Origin of the sequence: Serratia sp. JSRIV001, assembly GCF_019968745.1 — a bacterium.
GTDB classification, from domain to species: domain Bacteria; phylum Pseudomonadota; class Gammaproteobacteria; order Enterobacterales; family Enterobacteriaceae; genus Chania; species Chania fonticola_B.
In genome coordinates this window covers 2,503,341-2,529,167 of the sequence record NZ_CP074147.1, presented here as the reverse complement: position 1 = coordinate 2,529,167, position 25,827 = coordinate 2,503,341, and the positions used below count along the sequence as shown (strand labels likewise).

General features: G+C 53.8%; 27 protein-coding genes and 1 CRISPR repeat array. Of the genes, 13 read left to right on the top strand and 14 right to left on the bottom strand.

The window, feature by feature from the left end; translation table 11 throughout:
• Positions 1–2 precede the first annotated feature (2 nt).
• Positions 3–389 (bottom strand): ASCH domain-containing protein, encoded by a 387-nt coding sequence (locus KGP17_RS11550; RefSeq protein WP_021804633.1) that lies wholly within the window; start codon positions 387–389, stop codon positions 3–5.
• A gap of 338 nt (positions 390–727) precedes the next feature.
• Between KGP17_RS11550 and yniD the strand changes: the two genes are divergently transcribed.
• On the top strand, positions 728–835 hold the full coding sequence (gene yniD / locus KGP17_RS11545) for a small membrane protein YniD (RefSeq protein WP_223499378.1): 108 nt from the start codon (positions 728–730) through the stop codon (positions 833–835).
• Here yniD and KGP17_RS11540 read toward each other — a convergent pair.
• The gene (locus KGP17_RS11540; RefSeq protein WP_059200596.1) at positions 832–1,020 is read right to left on the bottom strand and encodes a hypothetical protein; all 189 of its coding nucleotides are present in this window, start codon (positions 1,018–1,020) and stop codon (positions 832–834) included. The two genes, yniD and KGP17_RS11540, sit on opposite strands and share 4 nt — an antisense overlap.
• Before the next feature lie 172 nt (positions 1,021–1,192).
• On the opposite strand from KGP17_RS11540, the gene KGP17_RS11535 reads away from it, so the two are divergent.
• Entirely contained in the window at positions 1,193–1,402 is a 210-nt protein-coding gene (locus KGP17_RS11535; RefSeq protein WP_021804636.1) for a DUF2767 family protein, read from the top strand.
• Positions 1,403–1,553: 151 nt separating this feature from the next.
• On the opposite strand, the gene KGP17_RS11530 is transcribed toward KGP17_RS11535, so the two are convergent.
• Positions 1,554–2,126: a HutD family protein gene (locus KGP17_RS11530; RefSeq protein WP_094981823.1), complete on the bottom strand. Its 573-nt coding sequence runs from the start codon at positions 2,124–2,126 to the stop codon at positions 1,554–1,556.
• The gene (locus KGP17_RS11525; RefSeq protein ID WP_179248107.1) at positions 2,126–3,496 is read right to left on the bottom strand and encodes a formimidoylglutamate deiminase; all 1,371 of its coding nucleotides are present in this window, start codon (positions 3,494–3,496) and stop codon (positions 2,126–2,128) included. Before KGP17_RS11525 ends, KGP17_RS11530 begins: the two co-directional genes overlap by 1 nt.
• Positions 3,497–3,679: 183 nt before the next feature.
• Here KGP17_RS11525 and hutC point away from each other — a divergent pair, with 183 nt between their 5' ends.
• From hutC to KGP17_RS11500, 5 genes are all read left to right on the top strand, one after another.
• On the top strand, positions 3,680–4,435 hold the full coding sequence (gene hutC / locus KGP17_RS11520; RefSeq protein ID WP_021178234.1) for a histidine utilization repressor: 756 nt from the start codon (positions 3,680–3,682) through the stop codon (positions 4,433–4,435).
• 196 nt (positions 4,436–4,631) lie between these two features.
• Positions 4,632–5,852 carry an imidazolonepropionase gene (gene hutI / locus KGP17_RS11515; protein ID WP_223499377.1) on the top strand — a complete coding sequence of 407 codons (1,221 nt, stop codon included), beginning with the start codon at positions 4,632–4,634 and terminating at the stop codon, positions 5,850–5,852.
• Complete coding sequence (gene hutG / locus KGP17_RS11510) at positions 5,849–6,649, top strand: N-formylglutamate deformylase (protein ID WP_209522103.1); 801 nt, start codon at positions 5,849–5,851, stop codon at positions 6,647–6,649. Before hutI ends, hutG begins: the two co-directional genes overlap by 4 nt.
• A gap of 347 nt (positions 6,650–6,996) precedes the next feature.
• Positions 6,997–8,532 carry a serine hydrolase gene (locus tag KGP17_RS11505; protein WP_218519425.1) on the top strand — a complete coding sequence of 512 codons (1,536 nt, stop codon included), beginning with the start codon at positions 6,997–6,999 and terminating at the stop codon, positions 8,530–8,532.
• Positions 8,533–8,977: 445 nt separating this feature from the next.
• Positions 8,978–9,151 (top strand): hypothetical protein, encoded by a 174-nt coding sequence (locus KGP17_RS11500; protein ID WP_021178238.1) that lies wholly within the window; start codon positions 8,978–8,980, stop codon positions 9,149–9,151.
• Between the two features lie 61 nt (positions 9,152–9,212).
• On the opposite strand, the gene KGP17_RS11495 is transcribed toward KGP17_RS11500, so the two are convergent.
• The 5 genes from KGP17_RS11495 to KGP17_RS11475 all read right to left on the bottom strand — a co-directional run bounded on the left by KGP17_RS11495 (position 9,213) and on the right by KGP17_RS11475 (position 14,745).
• On the bottom strand, positions 9,213–10,091 hold the full coding sequence (locus KGP17_RS11495; RefSeq protein WP_021804643.1) for a nucleoside-specific channel-forming protein Tsx: 879 nt from the start codon (positions 10,089–10,091) through the stop codon (positions 9,213–9,215).
• 393 nt (positions 10,092–10,484) lie between these two features.
• Complete coding sequence (locus KGP17_RS11490; RefSeq protein WP_021178240.1) at positions 10,485–10,757, bottom strand: hypothetical protein; 273 nt, start codon at positions 10,755–10,757, stop codon at positions 10,485–10,487.
• Positions 10,758–10,842: 85 nt separating this feature from the next.
• Positions 10,843–11,736 (bottom strand): aromatic amino acid DMT transporter YddG, encoded by an 894-nt coding sequence (gene yddG / locus KGP17_RS11485; protein WP_021804645.1) that lies wholly within the window; start codon positions 11,734–11,736, stop codon positions 10,843–10,845.
• A gap of 92 nt (positions 11,737–11,828) precedes the next feature.
• Positions 11,829–13,199 (bottom strand): APC family permease, encoded by a 1,371-nt coding sequence (locus tag KGP17_RS11480; RefSeq protein ID WP_021804646.1) that lies wholly within the window; start codon positions 13,197–13,199, stop codon positions 11,829–11,831.
• A gap of 127 nt (positions 13,200–13,326) precedes the next feature.
• A complete protein-coding gene (locus KGP17_RS11475; protein WP_021804647.1) occupies positions 13,327–14,745 on the bottom strand; it encodes a glutamine synthetase family protein in 1,419 nt (472 codons plus the stop codon).
• A 236-nt stretch (positions 14,746–14,981) separates the two neighbouring features.
• Here KGP17_RS11475 and puuD point away from each other — a divergent pair, with 236 nt between their 5' ends.
• The 5 genes from puuD to KGP17_RS11450 all read left to right on the top strand — a co-directional run bounded on the left by puuD (position 14,982) and on the right by KGP17_RS11450 (position 20,087).
• On the top strand, positions 14,982–15,743 hold the full coding sequence (gene puuD / locus KGP17_RS11470; protein WP_021178244.1) for a gamma-glutamyl-gamma-aminobutyrate hydrolase: 762 nt from the start codon (positions 14,982–14,984) through the stop codon (positions 15,741–15,743).
• Entirely contained in the window at positions 15,740–16,297 is a 558-nt protein-coding gene (gene puuR, locus KGP17_RS11465) for an HTH-type transcriptional regulator PuuR (protein WP_021804648.1), read from the top strand. Before puuD ends, puuR begins: the two co-directional genes overlap by 4 nt.
• 15 nt (positions 16,298–16,312) lie before the next feature.
• The gene (gene puuC / locus KGP17_RS11460; RefSeq protein WP_223499376.1) at positions 16,313–17,809 is read left to right on the top strand and encodes an aldehyde dehydrogenase PuuC; all 1,497 of its coding nucleotides are present in this window, start codon (positions 16,313–16,315) and stop codon (positions 17,807–17,809) included.
• A 10-nt stretch (positions 17,810–17,819) separates the two neighbouring features.
• Positions 17,820–19,100 carry an FAD-binding oxidoreductase gene (locus tag KGP17_RS11455; RefSeq protein ID WP_021178247.1) on the top strand — a complete coding sequence of 427 codons (1,281 nt, stop codon included), beginning with the start codon at positions 17,820–17,822 and terminating at the stop codon, positions 19,098–19,100.
• A gap of 339 nt (positions 19,101–19,439) precedes the next feature.
• Positions 19,440–20,087, top strand: coding sequence for a winged helix-turn-helix domain-containing protein (locus KGP17_RS11450; RefSeq protein ID WP_051363671.1), 648 nt, complete (start codon positions 19,440–19,442; stop codon positions 20,085–20,087).
• A 57-nt stretch (positions 20,088–20,144) separates the two neighbouring features.
• Here the strand turns inward: KGP17_RS11450 and KGP17_RS11445 are convergent, their stop codons facing one another.
• Complete coding sequence (locus KGP17_RS11445) at positions 20,145–20,774, bottom strand: LysE family translocator (protein WP_021804652.1); 630 nt, start codon at positions 20,772–20,774, stop codon at positions 20,145–20,147.
• Positions 20,775–21,310: 536 nt separating this feature from the next.
• On the opposite strand from KGP17_RS11445, the gene KGP17_RS11440 reads away from it, so the two are divergent.
• Entirely contained in the window at positions 21,311–21,472 is a 162-nt protein-coding gene (locus tag KGP17_RS11440) for a YnfU family zinc-binding protein (RefSeq protein ID WP_021178250.1), read from the top strand.
• 91 nt (positions 21,473–21,563) lie between these two features.
• Positions 21,564–21,831: a CRISPR direct-repeat array (repeat unit 28 nt; unit sequence TTTCTAAGCTGCCTATACGGCAGTGAAC).
• 129 nt (positions 21,832–21,960) lie between these two features.
• Here the strand turns inward: KGP17_RS11440 and cas6f are convergent.
• From cas6f to csy1, 4 genes are read right to left on the bottom strand one after another with little or no spacing between them, the layout of a single operon-like run.
• Positions 21,961–22,515: a type I-F CRISPR-associated endoribonuclease Cas6/Csy4 gene (cas6f, locus tag KGP17_RS11435; protein WP_223499375.1), complete on the bottom strand. Its 555-nt coding sequence runs from the start codon at positions 22,513–22,515 to the stop codon at positions 21,961–21,963.
• An 11-nt stretch (positions 22,516–22,526) separates the two neighbouring features.
• Positions 22,527–23,528: a type I-F CRISPR-associated protein Csy3 gene (gene csy3 / locus KGP17_RS11430; protein ID WP_223499639.1), complete on the bottom strand. Its 1,002-nt coding sequence runs from the start codon at positions 23,526–23,528 to the stop codon at positions 22,527–22,529.
• Positions 23,529–23,539: 11 nt separating this feature from the next.
• Positions 23,540–24,463 carry a type I-F CRISPR-associated protein Csy2 gene (csy2, locus tag KGP17_RS11425; protein WP_209554535.1) on the bottom strand — a complete coding sequence of 308 codons (924 nt, stop codon included), beginning with the start codon at positions 24,461–24,463 and terminating at the stop codon, positions 23,540–23,542.
• Entirely contained in the window at positions 24,460–25,812 is a 1,353-nt protein-coding gene (gene csy1, locus KGP17_RS11420; protein WP_209554537.1) for a type I-F CRISPR-associated protein Csy1, read from the bottom strand. The genes csy2 and csy1 overlap by 4 nt, the downstream gene beginning before the upstream one ends.
• Positions 25,813–25,827 lie beyond the last annotated feature (15 nt).

Below are 25,827 nucleotides of genomic sequence, written 5' to 3'. Positions count from 1 at the left end.
ACTCAGAATTTTTCGATAACCTTGAAATGCATCAACACCAGCGTCATATCCGGTGAGAACAGTTCATACTCTTCGAAGAAGCGTTTGTGCTCTTTGCGCCAGTAATCCAGCGAGCGATCGCCTTCCCCCTCAGCCAGAGCATGAGCAGCATCCACTTGCTCATAGGTGCTCATATCCACCTTCGTCAGCTCAATGGCGCACACCGGCTCATTCTTGCCGTCCACCACCACAAAGACATCGCCAGGCTGCGGAATACCTTCGCCATCCAGATTGGAACAGGTGGCGGTTTTGACGCCATCCAGCACCAGCTTCACCAACTCATCCGCCTGCTGTTCGGTATCACCAAACGCCCAACGTTCTACATTTTCATACTTTTCAGGAATGGCCATTGCTTTACCTTTATTGATTGAGTCACAGGTGCTCAGGCAATATTACACCGTATTCCCTCACGTCTGCATCCATCACGTTGCCGCACCGGCTCGCAGCCCCTGCTTTTTACCTGACTTTACGGTAAAGTTCTGTGCGTATCGCAGTGCAGCATTCATACTGTGGATCAACATGTCCTCAATGGCAGCCAACCTGCCAGGGCAATAAAATGAACCAGGCAGAGCAAGATCCCGATGACACCTTCAGTGATTTACTGAAAATCATCACAGTTATAGCCATCATCCTCATCGCTCTGGGTAGTTGGTACCTCTGCGTCTAAAGAAAAATAAGGAACCCCGAATTGCCAACCAAGCGTATGCGTACCAAGCACTGGAAAATGTTTGTGATCCTGGTGCTGATCTGTCTGGCCCTGCTGCTATTGCGCTGGGCAGCTATCGTCTTCGGCTAATCCTGCATTTTGTTAACCGCCTCTCCCGCTCGGGTAGGAGGCGCTTTGGCCACTGGCTCCAACAGCTCACGCAAATAGGCGATGCGGGCCTCCCCCTGTGGTAGCCACCAACGGCACCAGCGGTTTTTCACTTCGGCATCTCGGCTAAGTTGATAATAAGCCGCTAATTGTTCGACCAATTTCATGGTTGCGCCCCTCTCGTTGATTTGACCAATCCAGTATTGAATATAAAAACCAGAAGAAACACTGATGGGATAATTTTTATACTTCCGGTTTTATTTTCTCTATGGCCTGACGGCTGGCGTAGCCGGTTGGCAACTGCTACATTGAGCAAAAATCACCCAGCCGAGGTTAGCGATGAAGTTCTCGGAACAGGAGATCAAACCAGTATGGGATGAGGTTGCCCGATTGATTGGCGACAGCGTGATGCAGTTGCGTCATCGAGGCGAGGAATTGTCGGTGGAGAGCCTGTCCAGGCAGTTGGCGCAGCATCTGGCGGAAAGCCACGATATCGAGCAGCGCATCCTGATCGGTGCAGCGATCAACATGCTGAAAGAGGGAAAGTGAATCGCCAACCGAAATGGTTGGCGATCCTGTAAGAGCCCAAGGTATGCAAGCCCGGCCTCTCTTGGTGTTATATTCTCACGTCAGCCCTGGCAGAGTAATCGGAATAGTCCAGATTGGTGACAAAGAATGCGCAGGCTCGGCCTACAGCCCCCTATAACAGCGTGGCAGGCACGATATCGGCCCATAAGGCCCGCGCATCATTGCCCTGAGCCACCAGCCTTAGCGGGCCATCCCCTGGTAGCCACCAGCAACCCTGTCGTGCGGCCAGCAACTTGCCGTCTGGCAACTGCCATTGCCCTCGCAGCACATACAACACACCGGCATGCTGTAGCGATAGCCCGATGGTTTCAGCAATGCGTTGCACCTGCGCCTGGTAGTGACCACGCCGCGTCATGATGTTGAAGTCCTGGCTGCTGCCGCCCAATAATCTGGCCTCTAGCGACACATCCCCAGAGAAAGCAAACGGCTCACCGATGCGCTGCAACCGGTGATCGATCAGGCCTTCGCTGAACAAATGTACGCCATCGCCTTCCAGCAAAGTGATGGACCGGTCAATGCCGTTAAAGGCCGAGAAAGGCCCATTCTGCGCGATGGTAGCAATGCTGGCACGCCAGCCGAATTCGGTGTTGCCCGGCGGTTGGCAGGTAATTTCGCGAGTTTCTCCGCCGCCATTACGCCAAGGGCTCACCGGCAGCTCGGCAAAATCGAAACGGTTCAGTTTCATCACGCCTCCTGTTGGAACGTTTTCAGCACCTGTAGGAACTCAGCGCTGCTTTGCTGTTGCAACGCGTGACGCCCCTGCTCAATCACCTGCCGGCCTGCAACAAATACGTCGCGGATCTGCTCTTTGCCCCCGGCAAACAACCAGCGGTTGAGGATAGAGGCATCAGGCGCAGATGCCAGATACGGGTCCTCACCATCCAGCACCAACCAGTCCGCACGATAGCCTACCGCCAGCTTGCCAATTGCCGTACCACAGGCCTGAGCACCGCCCCGTAGTGCCTGTTGATAAAGCACGTCTGCCACAGCGGGTTGCTCTGGCGTGGTCAGGCGGTTACGGCGCTGATCGCGCAGCCGCTGCCCATACTCAAACCAGCGTAACTCTTCCACCACGTTTAGGGAAACATGGCTGTCCGAACCGATCCCCCAGCGCCCCTGGTGGTGCAAATAACTGTCGCCTGGGAAAATGCCGTCACCCAGGTTGGCCTCGGTAGTCGGGCATAATCCGGCTACCGCTTTGCTGCGAGCCAGTTGCTCAAGCTCCTCACGATCCAGATGAGTGGCATGCACCAGACACCAGCGGCTATCCACCGGCAAATGTTCATACAGCCAGGCCACCGGGCGTTGACCGCTCCAGGCCAGGCAGTCGTTGACCTCTTTTTGCTGCTCGGCGATATGAATATGTACCGGCAAGGCCTGGTCAGAGGCCGCCAGGATCTGCTGCATCTGCCCCAGTTCAACCGCCCTCAGCGAATGGAAACATAACCCCTGATTCTGCAATGGCTGGCCTGCCAGTTGGCGGGCTATCACCTGTTGCTGTTCGAGGTAGCTCTCCGCACTCTGAATAAAGCGCCGTTGCCCCGCTTGCGCAGGCTGAGCACCAAACCCGGCGTAGCTGTAAAGCACCGGCAACAGGGTCATGCCAATGCCTGCCTGAAGCGCTGCCTCACTGAGGCGACCTGTCATCTCGCCCCGGTCGGCGTAAGCTTTTCCTTCCGGTGTGTGATGCAGATAATGGAACTCGGCAACCTGGGTGTAGCCGCCCTTGAGCATTTCGATATACAGTTGACGGGCGATAACCCCAACCTGCTCCGGGGTTAAGCGCTGAACCAGGCGATACATCAGATCGCGCCAGGTCCAGAAGCTGTCTTGTGGGTTGCCCGCGACTTCCGCCAGCCCCGCCATCGCGCGCTGGAAGGCATGAGAGTGCAGGTTCGGCATGCCCGGCACCACGTCGCCGTGCAGACGCAGGCAGCCGTCTGAGTCAGTATTGGGGGTCACTTGGGCCAATTGGCCGTGAGCATCGACTTCAAGCCGTACGTTATGGGCCCAACCGGTCGGAAGCAGTGCGCGAGAGGCAAAATAAGCAGGCATAGCAGTATTCCAAAGTAGGTGTAACGGCTAAGAACGCACGACTGTCACGCCGCGCAGGTAAAAAATTTGTAAACCAGTTTCATTCATCTGGTGAACGGACGCTTACTTGTATATACATATACATATCTTCAACATCAACAGTAAACTGGTGTTATTATTTTTTTATTTGACGAGGTTAACGTCGTGGTAGATCAACAGACCGTGTTGCAGCTGGCTGCAGCAATGAGCGAAACCCCCGCCCCGATCTATCAACGGGTCAAACAGGCCATCGTAAGCCAAATCCGTGCGGGCCACTGGCAGCCGCACCAACGCGTTCCCTCGGAAAGTGAACTGGTCAGCGAGCTGGGCGTCAGCCGCATGACCATCAACCGGGCCTTGCGTGAATTGACCAGCGAGGGCTTTTTGATCCGCATGCAGGGCGTTGGCACCTTCGTGGCCGAGGCCAAGGCACACACCGCGTTGCTGGAAGTGCATAATATCGCCGATGAGATCGCCGCCCGAGGGCACCGCCACAGCAGTAAAATTTTGCAGCTGACCGCCCGCCCGGCCAGCGCAGAGGAGGCGACGGCATTGGGGATCCCGCCGGGCCAGCAGCTGTTCTACTCGCAGATTGTGCATTATGAAAATGACGTGCCGGTGCAGGTGGAAGATCGCTGCGTCAATCCGCTGGCGGCCCCAGATTATATGAAGCAGGATTTCGATCGGGTCACGCCCTATATTTACCTGACCCAGTCCGCTCCGCTGACCGCAGGTGAACATATTGTCGAAGCCGTGGTGCCAACCAAGCAGGAGCGCGAACTGCTGCAATTGGAAGACCACGAGCCAGGCCTGCTGATCCATCGTCGCACCTGGTCTGGCAAAATGGTGGTGACCTCTGCCCGCCTGCTCTATCCAGGCAGCCGCTATCAGCTGTTTGGCCGCTTTACCAATCAGGTTTGATGTAAAACGAACGTGCTACCAAGGGGGCGCAGCGTGCAACGCCCCCCTACGGTCGATTCCAGTGACGTTAAACCCTGCCTTTTTCGCGTTTCATCACATCTCGGTAACAAATCTTTGTCCCCTCTCTTGTCGCAGCCCGGCGAATGCGCTAGGTTGTTTTTAATTGTATATACAACCATGTGGGAGCGGGAACACCATGACGTCTGAGATCCACTGCGACAGCCTGTGGCACGGGGCCGATATCGTCACCATGCGTGACGGCAAGTATCACATCATCAGCAACGGGGCGATCGCCGTACGCGCAGGCAAGATTGTCTGGATGGGTGAACAGGCCGCCATGCCTGCCTTGGCCGCGACCAAAACGGTGAAGCTTGACGGTGGCATCATCACCCCTGGCCTGGTGGATTGCCACACGCACCTGGTGTTTGGCGGTAACCGCAGTGGTGAGTTTGAACAACGACTAAACGGGGTAAGCTACGCAGAGATTGCCGCTCAGGGCGGAGGGATTATCTCCACGGTCAAGGCCACGCGCGATGCACAAGAAGAGTTGTTGCTGGAACAAGCCTTGTTCCGCCTGCGGCCATTGCTGGCAGAGGGTGTCACCTGCGTAGAAATCAAATCCGGCTACGGCTTAACGCTGGCAAGCGAATTGAAAATGCTACGTGTCGCACGTCGTCTGGCAGAAATATTACCTGTCGAAGTGAAAACCACCTGCCTGGCCGCTCATGCCCTGCCACCGGAATATGCCGGACGCAGCGACGACTATATCGACCTGGTGTGCAGTACCATCATCCCTGAAGCCGCAGCAGCAGGCCTGGCAGATGCAGTAGACGCATTTTGCGAACATCTGGCCTTCTCCCCTGAGCAGGTTGAGAGGGTTTTCGCAGCCGCAGAACAAGCTGGCCTGCCGGTGAAACTGCACGCGGAGCAGCTTTCGGCTCTGGGTGGCAGCACATTGGCGGCACGGCATCATGCCCTTTCCGCCGATCACCTGGAATATGCCACCGAACAAGATGCAATGGCGATGGCAGCGGCCGGAACCGTGGCGGTACTGTTACCGGGGGCCTACTACTTGTTACGAGAAACGCAGTGCCCACCGGTTGAGCTGTTCCGCAAACACGGCGTCAAGATGGCCATTGCCAGTGATGCCAACCCTGGCACCTCACCCGCACTATCGCTGCGTCTGATGATTAATATGGCTTGCACCCTGTTCCGTCTTACACCGGAAGAAGCGCTGGCAGGCGTCACGCTGCATGCCGCCAAGGCTCTGGGCCTGCAGGAAACCCACGGCTCACTGGAAGTGGGCAAAGTGGCCGATTTTGTTCACTGGCCGCTGGCACGCCCGGCAGAGCTGGCTTACTGGTTGGGCGGCCAACTGCCCTGCACGGTGATTTTCCGAGGAGAAGTCCGTAAATGATGATTCGCGATCCTTTCGAGTTCCAGAGCGGCCAGCTGCCGCTGTTGATCAGTATTCCCCATGCAGGTACCCGCTTGACGCCAGCGGTTGAGAAAGGGCTCACCGATGAGGCCCGCCCCCTGCAAGACACCGACTGGCATATTCCACGGCTGTACGATTTTGCCCGTGCCATGGGTGCCAGCATCCTGGTGGGTAACTATTCGCGCCTGGTGATTGACCTCAACCGGCCGGCAGATGACAAACCGCTCTACACCACTGCCACCACCGGTCTGTTTCCGGATGTGTTGTTCGATGGCCGCCCCAGTTTTCTGCCAGACGCCGCCCCTTCAGACGAAGAACGGGCCGGATACCTGCAGAACATCTGGCAGCCCTACCATCAGCAACTACAGAATGAGCTGACACGGCTAAAAGCCCAACACGGTTACGCCTTACTGTTTGACGCCCACTCGATCGCCTCCGTGATACCGCGCCTGTTCGACGGCAAGCTACCCGATCTCAACCTGGGCACCAACGGGGGTGAAAGCTGCCCTTCTTCACTGAGTGACAGGCTGGTCACCTGTTGTCAGCAACAACAGCAGTTCAGCCACGTGCTCAACGGGCGCTTTAAAGGGGGCTACATTACCCGTGCCTATGGTCAACCGCAGGAAAACCAGCACGCGGTGCAGCTGGAGCTGGCGCAGGTGAACTATATGTCCGAGCAGACATTTGAGTTTGATGCCGCCCGTGCAGCACCTTTACAACGCCTGTTGCAGCAGATGATAGAAAGCATGCTGGCCTGGGGCGAGCAACAACGCTAATCCGCCACAACTCCGGTGCCGCTATTGCGCCGGAGTCAATCTTGCCCTCACCGATATCCCCTCCTGTCTTTCATACCCTTCCATGACGATTTGAGCACTGCATCCCAATTTTGATGGAAAGGTTGCCCACTGGTCTGAACAGCGCACAAAACAGCGGCCCGTGACTTTTGCCTTGCGCCACAATTGGGCCTCTTTCATCCCATGCCCACCCGTTGCTGGCCAGAGATCAGGGATTGAAAGACCACCCTTGCCTTACCCGCCATCCACGTCTCTATCGTGGCTGTGGTAGACACTCGTGTGTTGTCGGCCACGGTGATGTGTGGCGTTCGTTATCTCAGGAGGAAACTATGTCTGACACCCCGCTAAACTGGCGCGCCGCACAGGCAACCGCCGCTCAACTGTTGGCAGGCTGGCAAACCGCAGGCCAACCCGGTGGGGCTATCACCCTGTTTGACACTGATAACACCCAGGCAGTGGTGTGTGCTGGGCTGGCCGATCTGGCACGCCGCGATCCTTTCACTGCTGATACCGTGGTGCGCTATGCCTCCATCACCAAACATATTTTTGCCGCGCTGGCGCTTAATGCCACCGATAACGCTCTGCAGCTTGACGATCGCCTTGGCAGTCTACTGCCCGAATTGCAGGGACAATTGGCGGAGGTGACGGTTGGCCAGGCTTTGGACATGACCAGCGGGCTACCCGATATTCGGCAAACGCTGGGGCTGCTTGGCGTCTCGGTCAACACCGTCAGTGAGGCCCAGCCAGTAATGGAGTTTATCCATGGTTTAACCCGGCTCAACTACCCGGTAGGCAGTGAGATCACCTACACCAATACCGGCTACCGCCTGGTAGAAGCGGCGCTGAAGACTAAAGGGTACGCTTTTGATGATCTGGTTCAGCAGCATCTGGCCCGCCCTCTGGACGTACAACTACAAGCACCCGAAAGCTGGTTTGATGTGGTGTCTGGGCTAGCTCCCGGCTATTGGCATACGGCCAATGGTTGGCAACAGACCAGCGCCGGCTTGCATCTCTCCGCCTCTGGCAGCCTGACAGGGAGCGCCAACGCCCTCACCCGCTGGTTGCAATGCCTGCTGGCCAATAACGGCCCTGGCAAAGGGGTCCTGACGCAGCTAAGTGCCCCGCGTCGGCTCAGCCAGGGCCAAGTCAGCCGTTACGGACTAGGGCTGGCGCAAACGCCGCTTGGCAGCCAGATATTGCTCGGCCATGGCGGTTCTCATGCCGGTTATAAGACCTATTTTCTGCTAGCGCCTGACCGGCAAGCAGGTGCCCTGCTGGTCGCCAACCGTGAAGATTGTGACAGCTTTGCCATCATTTTACAGGTGATGGCGGCGCTGTTGAACGAACCGCTGCCCCAACGCAGCACGGCGATCCCAGATGGCATCTACGCCACCCGGGCGGAACCCTATTGGTTGGAAGTTAAAGGGGGCAACGTGGCCTATCTGGGCTCCAACGAACCGCTGTATCAAAGTGAAGACGGTTATGCAGTATCGCTCTCGGCCCATCAGCCAATGCGCCTTAAGTGGACAGGTGAAGCCATAGAAGGTGAAGTTGGCCACGTTGCACGCCGCTTTCTGCCGGTCGCTAGCGAAACGGTTTGTCTCAAGCAGGTTCAAGGGCACTGGTATCATCCACAATACCGCACCGCGTTTGAAATTTGCGGCAACCAGATCCACATCGGGGTCGGCCCGGCGGTGCAAACCGGCACCCTAAGTTCGCTGGGGGATGGGAGGATATTGGTTGAAAGCAACGATGGGCCCAACCTGAATCGGTTTTGTCTGTATTTCCGGGGTTACCAGGTCGATCTGATCGCCAGCCGCAGCCGTGTACTCACGTTCAAAAAGAACATCTGCGCCCGAGCGTAAAGGTTCGCCGTGCCATGACGGGGCGCTGCATGCTGCGCCCGCCTATCAGCCCGACATATCATTCACACCAATTATTAAAAAACAGATCGTGGCTATCAGGCAAAAAATTGTTCACGCGCAAAACTACTCATGATATCCGAGTAAATGCCGTAGATTTTTCTTGCGGCAAAATAAGCCATCCAGTAATTTTAGTCGGCCACAGAAATGAGTAAACCTGCTCTTTTTCGTTGCACCTCAAAACCCATCTTATGTCATCGATAAATGATACTACTCAATTTCCCGCCGTCCCGTGCGGGATTTCTTTTACTACTTTTCGCTACTATAACGCCACTTTTTAGTCTTTTTTGTTGCTGTTTTGTTGCGAATAATTTACCTTTAGGCCTTGAAAAGCTCAACCACTCAGCGTGGCGAAACCGCTATTTCTGGGCGTTTAGGAGTTATAACCATGCACATGACGTTGATGGAGTACATCCAGCTGCACTTCAATGGTGATATTTATCGCTATGCGCAATTTGAAGGTGTCAGCCGTGAGCAAATCCTCAAGTGGATCGACAATGAGTGCTACGTTATCAAAGGTAAATTGGTTATGCCGGTTAAACATTTACCCGCGGAAAGTTAGCCATAATGATGAAAAAAAACCCCGCCAACGCGGGGTTTCCTGTTTCTGATACCACGAAAAATCAGAAGTTATAACCGGCAACCAGGTAGTAACCCCAGCCGGTAGACTTGATTGGCCCCTGCGGCGTACCGATGTCCACCCCATCATTCCATTGACCACCGTTATGGAAGTAACGTGCCACGAAAGAGTAATGCCAGTGATCGTAGTTCAGCGCCAAAATGTGGCTGGAGGCGATAGAGTTGCTGGTACGTGCCTGACGGCCATCCACCACGAAGTTGTCGCTGCCCAGATCGGAATCAAAGTCAAAGTTGGTGAAACCGATATAGCTCAGGTTGCCGCCCCACATTTCGGTCAACGGCACAAAATATTTCACCTTGAAGCGATAGCCGTCCCAGCTGTTCTCGTTGGATGCACCATAGTTCTGCCATTGGTATTTGGCATAAATGTTCATCGACAGGCTCATCGGCAGACCGGTTTCGATATCGGTGCCTAGGCCCATATACCAGGTGCTTTGACGGGAGGCGTTGTTACGCCCCATGTCGTAAATGTAGTTGTTGGCAAAATACCACTCTTTGAACGGCCCAAAGCCCAGGTTGGTGCCGGTCAGTTTATCGATGGAGAAGCGCGGTTCGATCTCCATAAACAGCGGTGAACCTTTATCCCAGATACCACGGTTTGGCGTGTTACCGGTGCCGAAGAACTTTGGCACATCCACGTAGCCATAGAAATCCAGCCAGTCTTTCTTGGCAAAGGCTTCATACTCCAGATACACGTCATTGTTCAGCTGCGGCCCGAAGCGGGTATGGTAGCTGCCTACTACGTTGACACTCTGATGCCACCAGTCTGAAAGATACTGGCTGTCTTTGCTTTCTGCCGCCATGGAAGCGGGGCTGAAAGACGCGGAAAGAAGCACACCTGCTGCGAGAGCTATTTTCTTCATTTTATTACCACATGCTGAGTGGGCCAATTCCCTGCCCGTTGGAATGATATGTGTCTGGCGACGCCTGCTGTAAACGAACGGTTACCTATTGCCGTTAGCCGTGCGCATTATAGAAAGCTCTCACTGTAATAATCTGTGATCCAGTCAGGCATTTTACCATCGCGTAATCGATTGCGTTCTCATTTTTTAAAATAAATTGCAGTACAAAACATTTTTGATGTGATTTTCATCATGTCGATAAGTTTCAAATGACGATTTTTGGTGTCTTGGTGTACAACACCAAATTTTAACCTGGGGTTAAAAAGCGCGTAAAAAAGCCGACGCTTATGTCGGCTTAGTGGCAGGCGGGCGCAGGATACGGCCCCCTTATATGGCGAACCCGTTGGTTTTTTTTCAGCGGGCTCCGGGTACGGCCTTGGCAATGTTCTCTTGCCGGAATATCACCTCATCACCCGTGGCAATTTCCCATTGGCTGACCGGGATATCGACTTTCGGCGAGGCCACGACTACCGAGCCGTGGATCAGCTTATCGTCACGGCGCAGGATCATCACATCCAACTGGTATTCATGCGGCAGGTTAGCGGTGGTCAGGCGAACGATATCGCCGGTGCTGAAACTATGGCCATTTAGCGCTGGCTGCTGAATAAATTGAATATCTTTTCTCATTTTCCCGTTCCTTCTGGCAGAACACTTACCTTGAGATTAGCTCGAAATTCATTATTCTGCCGCCTGCGCAGGTAAAAAATAGGCCTCAGTCGGCGCGGGTGGCCCGCCAGCAAATCAGCGATCCTAGCGTGACCATCATCACCCCTTGCCAGAAGTTGAGGGTCAGCGCGGTGCTGAGTACCACGGCGGCAAACACCGATGACAATACCGGGGTAAAGTAAGATACGGTCGCCAGCAGCGTCATATTGCCATGCAGGATCCCGACGTTCCAAGCGGCATAGCCAGCCCCCATCGCCGTCCCCACGCACAGCAACGCCACCACAACCGGCAGGCTAAAGTGCATGCCGCTTTCATTACTGAAAGGATATATCAGCCACAGCGCCAGCGCGGTCAGCGAGATAAACAGCACTACCGCGTTTTTGCCCTGGGCGATCCTCTTGGTCACGTTGCAATAGATGGCCCAAATCACCGCACCGCTGAATGCCAGCCCGTAACTCAACGGATTACTGCGCACGTTGGCCAGCATTTGTGCCGGTGACCAACCGCCGCTGCCACTCATGATCCAGCCAATCCCGAACAGGGAAAGCAACAAACCAGGCACCACCCACCATTTGGCCTTTTGCCCATTGAACAGAATGGCCATCAACACGGTAAAACAGGGCCAAAGGTAGTTGATCATCCCCAGCTCAATGGCCTGCATACGGTTGTTGGCATAGCCCAGCGACAGCGAGAGGCAAATCTCATACAGCACAAACAGCAGACTGCCGAGGATCAGATAGGAACGGCGGAACTCGCGCAGCTTGGGAATGCCCATCACCCCCAGCAGAAACAGCGTGCCCACGCTATAGATCATCGCCGCCCCGCCGACCGCCCCCAACCCTTCGCTGACGCTGCGGATCAGGCCAACCACGCTGCTCCATAACACAATGGCCAGCAGGCCGAGCAAGGTAGCTTTATGGGAAGCAGACAACGGAGGCATTAGCGTAGGATCCAATTGGTTATTTTTATACGATTTTTTACTCTACTGCCCTACCAGGGAAAAAGAAAGGGCGCAACGTTGCGCCCATGCCTTTACTGCTGAGGTTGGCGCTCCAACTGCGGCGGCGGCTGGCGGAAACGACGGGTAAGATAGGCTAGATAGCCAAACCCGAGCGCCGCCCACAGCAGCCCCATGGTCAGGGAGCTTTTTTCCAGGTTCAGCCACAAGATCCCTACCGTCAACGCACCCACCAGCGGCAGGATCAGGTAATGGAAGCGGTCTTTCCAGCTCTTGTTGCGCCCTTGTCGAATATAGAAGTGGCTGATCACCGAAAGGTTGACGAAGGTAAAGGCCACCAGCGCGCCAAAGTTGATCAGGGCGGTCGCCGTCACCAAGTCGAAGGATAATGCCGATAACGCCACCAGACCAACCAGCAGCACGTTAAGCGCTGGCGTGCGCCATTTAGGATGCACGTAACCAAAGAATTTTTCCGGGAACACATTGTCGCGCCCCATCACATACAGCAGCCTGGACACGCTGGCATGGGAAGCCAGGCCAGAAGCCAGGGTGTTGATAAAGGTGATGCACAGGAAGATCGACTGGAACAGCTTGCCGCCCACATACAGCGCGATTTCCGGCAGTGCCGCATCAGGCTGTTTGAAACGCTCCAGCGTCGGGAAGAACAGCTGAATAAAGAACGACACGGTGATAAAGATCACCCCACCATAGAGTGCAGTAAGGAAGATAGCGCGCGGGATCACACGGGCGGCATCGGGCGTTTCTTCACACAGCGTAGTGACGGCGTCAAAACCCAGAAACGAAAAGCACAGGATGGTGGCGCCGGTAATAATCGGCAATAAATGGGCGTTTTCACTGATAAAGGGTTGCAGACTCCACACCTGGCCAACCCCTTCGCCATTGTGCAACCCTCGTACCACCAGGAAGATAAACACCACGATAATCGCCACCTGCGCCACCACAAACAGGGTGTTGAAGTTTGCCACCAGGCTGACGCTTTTCAGATTGATCGCGGTGATCAGGATCACAAAGCCTACCACCCAGACCCACGGCGGAACCTCTGGGAACAGGGCCGTAAGATAGATTTTGGCCAATAGCGTATTGATCATCGGCAAAAACAGGTAATCCAGCAGCGATGACCAGCCAACGAGGAACCCCACGTGCGGGTTGATAGCCTTTTGCGCGTAGGTGTAAGCCGAGCCCGAGGTCGGGAACTGGCGCACCAGCTTGCCATAGCTGATGGCGGTAAACAGCACCCCGGCCAATGCCAACAGGTAGGACGCCGGAACGTGCCCGTCTGTCACGCCAGAAACGATACCGAAGGTGTCAAACACCGTCATTGGCGTCAGATAGGCCAGGCCCATCATCACCACTTGCCACAGTTTCAATGTCTTGCGCAGTTGCGGTTTGCCCGCGCCATTATCGTCGATGGCACTTATCGTCATTGGGTTATTCCTCACCGGCGTCCTGTACGCCAAGTTGGAAGAAGTCATCACCGTCGCGCACGGCTTCGCCAGGCCACAGGTAGCCCGCGGGAATGCGCCGGCGCGCGGTAGGATCGGGCTGAGGACGTCAGGCGTTTTTCAGCATCCACTCGATTTCGGTTTCGGTGATCAGCCGCTCAAACTGCTGCAGCTCATCGGTCTTACAGGCCAGATAGACGTGGCTGAAACGTTCGCCCAGCAGCGCATTGAGCACCGGCTGGTGTTCGAACTCATACAGCGCATCGCTCTGGCGGATCGGGAAAGGTAGCCCCTCTTGCTCCAGCCCGTTGCCGGTGACTGGCTCAAGCAGCGGTAACTGAGTGTCGAGGCCGTAGACAATCCCGGCCAGAATGGTTGCCATCACCAGATAAGGATTGGCATCGGCACCCGCCACGCGATACTCCACGCGGTGGCTGTCGCGATCGCCACAGGGAATACGTAACGCTACGGTGCGGTTGTTATGGCCCCAGGATGCCTGGGTAGGAACGTACATCCCCGCCTGGAAGCGGCGGTAAGCATTAACGTTAGGAGCCAGCAGCGCCATAGAGGCAGGCATCAAGGCGATCATGCCAGCCAGCGCCTGCTTCAACAACGCGGAGTCTTCGCCATCCGCATCGGCAAAGACGTTGTTACCTTGCTTGTCCAGCATGCTGATATGCACATGCATACCGCTGCCCGCATGTTCCTCGTAAGGCTTAGCCATGAAGGTTGCATGCATATGGTGTTTCTCTGCCACCATGCGTACCAGCCGCTTTAACGCCAGGGCATGGTCACAGGCCTGCAATACATCATTGGTGTGATGTAGATTAACCTCAAACTGGCCCGGTGACGCTTCCGCTACCGCACCGTCGGCCGGGAGCCCTTGCAGGCGAGCCAGTTCGTCGATTTCGCTCAGCACGTCGGCAAAGTGGTTGAGGTTATCTACCGAATAGACCTGGCTCTGGGTGTTACGTTCCTGGGTGCCGGGGGCGCAAGGGGGTTGCAAATAACCTTCCGGATCGCGTTGGCGATCGATGAGATAGAACTCCAACTCTACCGCTACTACGGGGAATAACCCGCGCTGACGCAAACGCTGCCACACTCGGTTCAGCACATTGCGCGGTTCAACGTCAAAGGGAGTACCATCTTCATCCAGCATGGTGAGCAGTACCTGGCCCAGATATTGCGGATCGGCCGCCGATGGCGTCAGGGTTCCGGCTACCGGCACACAAATATGGTCCGGCTCACCCATGTCCTGCCCCAAACCCGCCTCTTCCACCACGTTGCCAAGAATATCCATCGCGAACACCGAGGCTGGGAAGTAACAGCCCTTCTCCAGTTTACCCAACCCGCTCACCGGAATGCGCTTGCCGCGGAAGCTGCCGTTGAGATCGGTCAGCAGCACGTCGATATGCTGGGTTAACGGATAACGTTCCAGATACTTCTTCACTTCGCGCTGGAACGTGCTACTTCGCCTTTCTTCATTATGTTGCACAAAGTTTTCGACTTCTACGATGTTGGTTTGCATGTTTCACCCGCCGTTATGTTTGGTCTGTGGTTCTCACACTTACTGGCTTCGATGTTTTGACCATCCTGCTCAATATAATGTCCACCAATGAAACATAGATGCAACAAAAATGTTTTGCAAGTGTTAATTTTGGTTTGAATATTGGCCATCCGACTGCTAGATTTAGTGAATATTGAACAAAAAAGGCGATTAAACGGCTTATCGGTCATAATTTCGAACAACCTGTAGGGGATAGCATGGGCAATATATTTAACAGACCAATCGTCGGCGTCGTGATGTGCAGGTATAGGTTAAACCAGCACCTCACCCAGACCTTGCAAGAAAAGTACCTAAATGCAGTATTAGCTGCCGGAGGATTACCGATCGCCCTGCCGCACGCGCTGGCAGAGCCGGAAATGCTGGCAGAGTTGCTGCCCCACCTCGACGGCATCCTGCTGCCGGGTAGCCCCAGTAATGTGCAGCCGCACCTTTATGGTGAAAACGGCGATGAGCCTGACGCCGATCCTGGGCGCGATGAATTGAGCCTGGCGCTGATCGGCCAGGCACTGAGCAGGCGCATCCCCCTTTTCGCCATTTGCCGCGGTATGCAAGAGCTGGTGGTCGCGACGCAAGGTACGCTACACCGTCGTTTATATGAACAACCCGAGCTACTCGAGCACCGTGAAGATCACGATCTGCCGCTGGAGCAGCAATATGCCCCGGCTCATGAAGTTACCGTGCAAGACGGAGGATTGCTGGCGCAGCTGCTGCCGGATTGCCACCGATTCTGGGTGAATTCCCTGCACGGCCAAGGAGCCAAAACCCTCGGCCCAAGCGTGCGTGTTGAAGCCTATGCCGCCGACGGCCTGGTGGAAGCCCTCAGCATTCGCGATCAGCCCTTTGCCTTAGGGGTGCAGTGGCATCCTGAATGGAACAGCGATGAATACGCCCTGTCCCGTCTGCTGTTCGAAGGATTTATTAACGCCTGTCAGCACTATCAGAAGGAAAAACGCCTATGAGCGACGTCAGCTTGGCTCCAGGGAAACGCTTGTCGCAGATCCGCCAGCAGTTAGGGCTATCACAGCGCCGGGTAGCCGAACTGTCTGGCTTGACGCACAGCGCCATCAGCACCATTGAACAGGACAAGGTCAGCCCGGCCATCAGTACGCTGCAAAAGCTGCTGACTGTATATGGGCTGTCGCTATCGGCTTTCTTTACCGAACCGGAACAGCCGAATGAGCCGCAGATCGTGATCGACCATGACCATCTGATCGAAATCGGCAGCCAGGGGGTTTCGATGAAGCTGATCCACAACGGCGATCCCAACCGCACCCTGGCAATGATGATCGAAACCTACGATCCGGGCACCACCACCGGTGAACGGCTCAAACATCAGGGGGAAGAGATTGGCACCCTGCTGGAAGGCGAAGTGATGCTGCAGGTCAACGGGCAAAGCTTTCACCTACGGGCAGGCCAGAGCTACGCCATCAACACCGCGATCCCCCATAGTTTCAGCAACACCTCGGCGCGCATTTGCCGAATTATCAGCGCACATACGCCGACGACATTCTGATTAACGGAGCAAGGTATGGACTTCCACCACCTGGAATATTGGCAACAACGGGCACAGGCCCTGAAGATTGAAAACCGGCTGTTTATCAATGGCCGCTACCTCCCGTCGGCAGAAGGGGAAACCTTTAGCATTCAGGATCCTGCCGGGGCTCGTGAACTGGTACAGATGGCCCGTGGCAGCCACATTGATATCGATTTGGCCGTCAAGGCGGCTCGCGAGGTGTTTGAACGCGGCGACTGGTCGCAAGCCTCCCCTGACAAACGTAAGGCAACGTTGTTCAAACTCGCCAGCTTGATGGAACAACACAGCGAAGAACTGGCACTGCTGGAAACGCTGGATACCGGCAAGCCCATCCGCCACAGCCTGCGCGACGATATTCCAGGGGCGATCCGCTGTATCCGCTGGTACGCCGAAGCCATCGACAAGGTGTATGGCGAAATTGCCCCAACCGGCCATGATGCGCTCGCCCTCATCCAGCGGGAGCCCATCGGCGTGGTGGGTGCCATCGTGCCGTGGAACTTTCCGCTGCTGTTAGCCTGCTGGAAGTTAGGCCCGGCGCTGGCGGCCGGTAACAGCGTAGTGCTTAAACCCTCGGAAAAATCACCGCTCACCGCGGTTTATCTAGGCGCTTTGGCACAGCAGGCAGGATTACCCGATGGCGTCCTGAACATTATTCCTGGTTTCGGCCACGATGCGGGCAAGGCGTTGGCACTGCATAACGACGTTGACGCTCTCACCTTTACCGGCTCCACCCAGGTGGCCAAGCAGTTGATGAAGTACGCCGGTGAATCCAACATGAAGCGCGTGTGGCTGGAGGCCGGTGGCAAGAGCGCCAACATTATCTTCGCCGACTGCCCGGACCTGGATAAGGCGGCGCAAGGCGCGGCGGCCGGGATCTTCTATAACCAGGGCCAGGTGTGCATTGCCGGTACGCGCCTGCTGGTAGAGGAAAGTATTCAGCAGGCATTTCTACAAGCGTTGCAGCGACATGCAGCAGCCTTCGCACCGGGCAATCCGCTCGATCCGCAAACGCTGATGGGTACGCTGATCGACCAACAGCACTGTGAAAAAGTCACCGGCTATATCGAACAGGGTTTGAGCCAGGGAGCCTCGCTGTTCCTTGATGGGCGAGCTCATCCGCAAGGCGATCATCACGGCTATCTCGGCCCTACTATTCTCACTCAAGTGGATAACGCGATGCACGTCGCGCGGGACGAGATTTTTGGCCCTGTCTTGGCCGTCACGACCTTCAACGGTGAGCAACAGGCACTCGCATTAGCCAACGATAGCGAATATGGGTTGGGTGCGGCCGTCTGGACCCGCGATCTGTCACGGGCACACCGCATGGCCCGCCAGTTGAAAGCGGGCACCGTGTTCGTCAACAACTACAACGACGGCGATATGACCGTACCGTTCGGCGGCTACAAGCAAAGCGGTAACGGCCGCGATAAATCGCTGCATGCGCTGGATAAATTTACCGAACTGAAAACCACCTGGATTTCACTGGAATAAGGAATTGATGATGACTGAACACGTAAAAAGCTACTATGCGGCAACGGCCAATGACCATCAGCCTTATCCGCAGTTGAATGAATCGATCGACTGTGACGTCTGTATCGTGGGGGGTGGCTACACTGGCCTGTCATCGGCGCTGTTTCTGGTCGAAGCCGGTTATAACGTGGTAGTGCTGGAGTCTGCCCGTATCGGCTTTGGTGCTAGCGGCCGCAACGGTGGCCAACTGGTCAACTCCTACAGCCGCGACATCGACGTGATCGAAAGCCGTTACGGTGCAGAAAGCGCCAAGCTGCTGGGTAGCATGATGTTTGAAGGCGCAGAGATTATCCGCAGCCGCATCAAGCGCTATGCCATTGACTGTGACTATCGCCCCGGCGGGATCTTCGCCGCGCTGAACAATAAGCAGTACCACGCGCTGATCGAACAAAAGCAGCACTGGGAGCGTTACGGCAATACGCAACTTGAACTGCTGGATGCCGACCGTATCCGCCAGGAGGTCAGCAGCGATCGCTATGTTGGCGCGTTACTCGATCACAGCGGCGGCCATATTCATCCACTCAACCTGGCATTGGGCGAGGCCGAGGCCATTCGCCTACAAGGAGGACGGATATTCGAACAGTCCGCAGTCACCAATATTCGTCACGGAGAACCCGCGGTGGTCAGCACCGCCAACGGCCAAGTCACCGCTCGTTACGTGATCGTGGCCGGGAACGCCTATCTAGGCGATAAACTGGAGCCAAGGCTGGCCAAACGTAGTATGCCGTGCGGGACTCAAGTGGTCACCACCGAGCCCTTGGCTCCAGAAGTGGCAGCCTCACTGATCCCACAAAACTATTGCGTGGAAGATTGCAATTACCTACTGGATTATTACCGTTTAACCGGTGATAACCGACTGCTGTACGGCGGTGGTGTGGTATATGGCGCCCGAGATCCGGATGATATCGACAACCTGATCCGCCCCAAGCTGCTGAAAACTTTCCCGCAACTGAAAGGCGTACGCATTGATTACCGCTGGACCGGCAATTTCTTGCTGACGCTATCACGCATGCCGCAGTTTGGTCGGTTGGAAAACAATGTCTACTACATGCAAGGCTACAGCGGGCACGGCGTGACCTGCACCCATCTGGCGGGCAAGCTGATAGCAGAGCTGATGCGTGGCGATGCCGAACGTTTTGACGCCTTTGCCAAACTGCCGCACCTGCCGTTCTTTGGCGGCCGTAACCTGCAAATCCCCTTCACCGCCATTGGTGCTGCCTACTACACTCTGCGCGATCGAATTGGGGTTTAATTCATCGCTGCCTCCGCACAAATCTGTTACTTAAATTGATACATTTTTCTAACTAGGCTGATTCTTAGAGGTCGGACTAGTTAGAACCTTTGTTTAGCAAAATTATCAGTAAGTTAGCGATCTTAATTTTTATTAAATACCGGTTAATATTTTACAGGCCATTTACTTAATATTAATAACTGCCGTTACGAAATAGAGCGGATTTTAAACTGAAATTTGCTGGTTACACTATATTTTATATTGCTTCTTTGTTGCTCTACCGACAAAAAAACAATATTATAAGACTTAGGATTAACGTTAATTAAGTTAATTACACTGTCTGACATGGAGTGAATCAGCATGACAAAGCCTCAATATCTCATCGAAGGAGATGTCCTTTTCTGCCCGAATAGCGTCGGTTTTTATCATCAGGAACTTCAGGAAGAAATCGTCACTATTTCCTCGTCTGCAGCTCGACTTTTCTCCTTTCTTATTAAAAATAAAGGAGAAATTGTTGAGAGAGAAGTGCTACTGCAAAAAGTGTGGGATGATTACGGTCTACAGGCCAGCAATAATAATCTCAACCAATGCCTGAGCACGCTACGGCGGATCATCAAGAGCATGGGTATTGATAAAAACATCATAGAAACCATACCAAAAGTAGGGTTAAGAATAGCTAGTGATGTCGCCATTGAAGAGATCGCAATTAATCAGGGCGAGCCTGAATTACCTCGTAAAGAGAAAAAGAATTTTCTGAGCAAAATTAAAATCACTTACGTTTTAATTGCGTTGGTGATTATATTAACGGTGACTACCGTGGTGCATATATTTCACATCTACCAGCACTACTACCAATCAGATGCGAACTATACCGCTATGACGTGGAACAATCCGGGCTGCGAGTTAACTGCAGATCCGTCAGTAGGTCATATGCCTAAGCTGTCCTCTTTTGCTAACACAGGCAGTCACCTATTAAAAAGGGAGCTGGTAAGCTCCCTGAAACTCTAGACATTCTCGCCAAGTAGCGGCGCAGTATGCTGCGCCCGCTGATTTAACCGATAGGCTCTAGCTCACATCGCTACGCCGATAAAGCGCAACACCTACGGCCAATACGCCAAGCATGCCAGCACAGCTACGGTTTACCCAGCGCATCACGTTCGCCGAGAATTTACGCATCGCATGGCGGCCGCCGTAGGCATAGATCGTCATCATCACGCAGTCGATCATCGCGCTGACCAATGCCAGGATCAGGTATTGCATGGCGATCGGCTTTTCTGGCTGAATAAACTGCGGCAGAAAGGCCGAGAAAAACAGCAGGCCCTTAGGGTTGGACAAACCGACCATCAGGGAACGCAGGAATGCCGTTTTCCCGGTCGCAGCGGCGGCGCTAGCGTTTACCGCCAACGCCTTTACCGGCGCTCGCCACAGCACCCAGGCCAGGTAGACCAGATATAACGCACCACCCCATTTCACCACGGCAAACAACTGCTCAGAGGCCTGCAACAACGCCCCAAGTCCGCAACCGACGGCGCCGATCAGCAACAGATCGGCCAATACCGCCCCCAGGAAACCGTAACTGGCAATACGCATACCGTGGATTGCACCATTGTTTAGCGCCAACAGCATGGACGGGCCAGGCGTCACCATCACCGCACTGACGGCAATCACGTAAAGCAAAAGCGTAGTTAACTCCATCAACAACTCCGGACAAATGTAAAACTCTCTGCGCCGCTGCATCGCAACACGACAACTTCGTTATGGTGGGGAATATAGGGGATCTGGCCGATGTGATTCAAGTCACATTCTGTCCGGAACGGAGTGATGGAGCAAGAAACCATCCCCCAAGCCATCAATTCAACAAAAAATAACCAGCATGCCGACTTATTGCTCACAAATAGCGAATAAATTCACAAAATGTATGAATAAAGCCAAATACATACAAATTAATTAACTATAATGTTGCAATAATGCAGCAATTTATTGATGAACTCTCGTCTCAAAAAACATATAGTAATAGCAGATTAATCATCAATGATTTCCCTGGTGTTGTTGTGTTTGCCCCTCATTTTTTGCGGGGCTTTTTTCTTCCCCCTGACCCGTCATCCCACTTGTTACTCCCTTTTTAGCGTGCGGCTAGCTTCGTCTCTACCAGTGGTTTACCAATCTATGTGGAGCTATCACCGAGCGATAAAGGTACACTGAACTCCTCCTACCTCTACCCGGTGAAAAAGATGTCTTTCTTTGATGCTTTTAAGCTATTCGGTGACGCCCCCGTTGATGTCACCTGCCCTGAATGCGCAAAAAGTTCGCCGCAAAATCGCAGCAAGGTGAAAAAAAACGTCACGCTGATCTGCCCCCACTGTGGACATTATTTCCGTAAACGCGAAGATTGAGACCTTCAACGCGCCTCCCTTTCCAGGTTAATGTTTAAGCTACCTGCGCGGTAGTGAGCGAAAGCCGCTCTAACTTTCTCAGGGGTAAACCCTTCTAAGCTGCCTATTCGGCAGTGAACAGGCCATCCGTGCTATCGGCATCAGAATCAAATTTCTAAGCTGCCTATACGGCAGTGAACTTTGCGACCTCTGGGCTGTGCTTGAAGGTTCGTTTCTAAGCTGCCTATACGGCAGTGAACAGGAAATGGCCACAGCAGACGGTGGCGGCGGTTTTCTAAGCTGCCTATACGGCAGTGAACGGGGGATACGTCGCGTTCCTGGCTACGTTCCTTTTCTAAGCTGCCTATACGGCAGTGAACTGTTACATGCCAGCGGTAACTAACTGTTAATAAAATAGAATCAAGCCACTTAACGCAAAAACCTTTTTCTAAACATGACTGACGCCAACTTTTAAAATCAATAGGTTAGAATCAGTCACTAAATTAGGGTTAAAACCACGGGATGGTTGCTGTTGCGCTTAGACCATAAGCACTAAATATCCCCCCTGTTGCGTTATCGCAAATCTTGCCCTGTTCGATAAACAACAAAAAGGTTTGCTCGCTGGATAGACTTTTTAAACAAACAAATGGCAACGCTGAGCGTTTCTCAACGGCGTCAGGAATACGCAGGCGAGCCTCTTCTTCAGTCACCCATCCCTTGCGAACAGAACGACGACGTAATCTCTCTGCGCTGCTTTTGATCTGCACTCGTCGCACTGTACGGTATTTTACATTGGCGGGTACTGGCAGAATTTCGCCACATTCCGTGTAATCCCGTAATCCTTTACGCCAAGGTAAAGTCTCAAAGGCCGTGAGCACCGCTAGCGAGCCATGTAGCCGTAACCTATCGCCCAGTGTTTTACCGGCAGAGGGGAAACTGACGCCTATTTTTCCCTGGCCTTCGTTGCCCAATGCCCTATGCAGCTTGGCAAAGAGTGCTTCCAGTAATTCCGTCGTTGAGAACTCCGGATCCGGCAGCACGCGAATCTCGAGGTAATGATCCATACGTCGCCCCTTTATTCGCCTTTCTCGCCAAATACGCCGCCACGGATCAGAATGGCCATGACATAGTGTTGTTGCTCCACTTCTGGCACCTTCCCTTTAGTCACCCAGTTATCCAGCAGCGTATAAAAATCCATTTTTTGTTTCGGCTGACGATAGGCTTGCCCCCTGCTGGTCACTGAGCCATAGGGTTCCACCGCAATTGGCCCTAACGCCAACTCACCCGCATCGGGGTACCAACTATCGACGGTACGCAACGCATTGCCGATTTTCTGCGAGTGCATGGCAGCAATATCATACACCTGATACAGCACCTTGCTTTTCTTACTGTTGCTATCCAATACCAGTTCCTGCGATGGGAAAATCTCTTGTCCTTTGCCCAATCGCACACAAGCTTCCACGCTAAAGAAAGCAAAGCTTTCCCCTGCCAAGCCTTGTTCAATTTCCTTGGCCAACTCCGCTAAATCGCCTTTCGGTTGGCTAAACGTACGCAGGCTGTAATCGCTGGCGTTAAATTGCCAGGTTTTCTCCTTCCCCTTAACGGTAATAGCAATCTCATCGGCTCCAACGCGGTTGCGCCATAGGAAACGACCATTTGCCAGATTTTCAGCATAACGCCCGGCCAGTTCTTTAAACCCATGCTCTTTGATATAACCTTCGATCACCTTCGCCAATTCGGCTTGGTAATCTTGATCGTTACATACCGAAGGCTGCGATAAATTACCCAACACACGCAGGGTAAAGCTGACTTTCAAAGTATCAGTGTCGAACGGCAATGCTGCGACATCCACACGCTGCAAGTTTGGCTTTTGGATTTCGGCATCCAGTTTAGCCGGATCGCTGGCAATCGCATTTTTCAAACGATTGGAAATCGTGCCACGCACCGCTTTCTCTTGGATCGCAATCGGCGTCCATTCAGGTTGTTGCCAGTTACCAGCAAACATGATGGCATCGGAGTTTGCCAATTTACGTTCGAAAGCCAAGACAGATGCAGTCTTTACAGTAGCCATATGAATAATCCTTTAAGTTAATCTTCTTCGTTAAATTGATAGTCTTCCGTGATGACCGGCACCGCACTGCGGCAGAGGTAGTCATCGCCTTGATGATGGTATTGCCATAACAACTGATTCAAATCGGTAACGCGGTGAAGACTTCGCCACTCGCCAATACCATAGACAGGCTCGGCAAAACGAAAAGGCGTTGTTGGATCTCGTGATTTCTCGACTTCACCCGGTGCATAGAGTTGCGAGATCGCACGATACCCAGTCTGAAGCGGCACCAGATAACCAGCAGCAGGTTTTGGCTGGTAGCACCATTGAGGATTTTGTTCATCCTGCGCCTGATATTTCAGCGCCGCAAAGTCTAGCCATGCGTCAATTAGCTCCGCCTGTGGGTTACTCTCGCGCAACGTTTGATAATGACTGGTCAGTAACTCAGAACGATCGAGCAAAGCAAATCCGGGTAACAAACGGCGCATCAGCCTACGCAGATCTTCTGGTTTGTCAGGAGTACCCATCACCTTAATCGCGCCAATGTCGGTGATCACGCCGCCGGCCAAGCGCTGGGTTGGACACACCTCGGCAAGGTGCGCTTCCAACGCTTTAGCGCCTTGATCGCCGTTAACGATGGTGCCGAGGCACTCCATCAATAACGAAACCGTGATATGCATCCGCCCTTCCTCGTTGAACGCTGCCGTTTTCGCCTCTTTCGTCAATGGGTTGCGCGTCAAGGCAAAAGCATAATCACGCCCGGATGAATACGCATGGAGCTGCTGCTGATGGCAGACCACACCGCAGTTTGCCAAGGTTAAACCATGGCTCTGCTGCAATTTGCGGGATAATGCATGGCTGTAGCCGAGAAAGTGAGTGATAGCAGGAAAACCATAGGTCAGCCCGGCGATGGCATTGGCGTTCTCCACCCGAACGTGACGTAATACGATCAGCGCGCTCATGCGAAGTCCTCCTTAAACTCTTGCTCAAACTCACGCAGGCGACGTTTAAACAAAGACGTGGTAGACCATTCACGGCGTTCAACCTCGCTAAACCTCATCTCTTCGGTTTTTAACTGGTGATTTAGCCAGACGCCGAAGTCGATAGCGATTTGCTTTTTCCAATCACCACCTTCACGCTCGAACTGGAAATCTTCATCCTGTTTAATCCGCCATGGATCGAGCCACAACTGCTGAGCACGCGAGAGCTGGCACCCTTCTTCCATGCTCCAGCATTGCCAATCTTCCCTGTTTTGGATACCGGCCACATAGCTAAACAAAGTATCGACAATCTCATCCACGAAGGCAGCACGCTGCTGTCGGATCTCTACATTTCGATCCTGCGGATTAAGGCTGCGCAGGTATTGTTTCAACTGCCACACAGCGTCTCTCGCCATAGCCGAGAATGCTTTACGCTCTTGGAAAATAGAGTTCTGGTTCAACGGCGGCTTATTCTGGCTTTGCCATATCGGCGCAGCGCAAGGCAGTAACAAAGCTCGGCCACCGCGTACGCTGTTAAGGTAGGAGATATTTTGCGGCTTGGTCCCCCCCATATTTACCACTGCCGTTTTGGGATAAATCACACGGGGATCAGGGTGCCAATCACCAGTTTTGAAGGCTTGGTATATCTCTTTGGAAGCATCGCTAAAGCGCGCTTCGCTGATTCGGCTGTGCATTGCATGAGCCAGCGAGGAAGAGAACAACGGACTCAGTAAATGGTATTCGCCCGGCCCTATCGGGAAATAGATCTGCTTGGCCAAAGTGTGAGAAGAGAGATGTTTATCGGTTAATACCTGCTTGAACCCTGTTACCCACTGTTCCAGTTGTTGAGGATTTTCTGCCAATTCCGCCAGCGGCACAGTGTTGTCGCGACCCAAGCAAGCAATCAGCGACTCACCTTCATATTCCAACTGTAGCAATTTTGCCACGTCCAATGCCGCCGCGTTGCCGACCGCATCAACAGCAGGTTGCGATAATGAGGAAGTAGAAAGAGTATTCGTTGTCTGCTCCTGCGCCCCCGAACTGTAAATACTGCTGCCCTTGGCATCGCTGTGAGTAAATTTCAGCGCATGCGTCACCAAGCTGATTTGCCCGGCACGGCCAGCAGCATCGGTCAGCCAATTGCGTGGTGCATAGTTTTTCTCTAGCTCCTGCCGCTGCTCTAATGCCGTTTGTTTAGCAACTGCGATCTCTTCGGGATCAGCCAGCCCTGCCAGTTTTTTTGCCGTCTCTTTCTCCAGCGCCTCCAACTTGGGCTGCTTGCGACTGGCGATATATTCAACAATTAAAGCGGTTAATCCGTTCTGACTCATACGCCTCCTTACCTC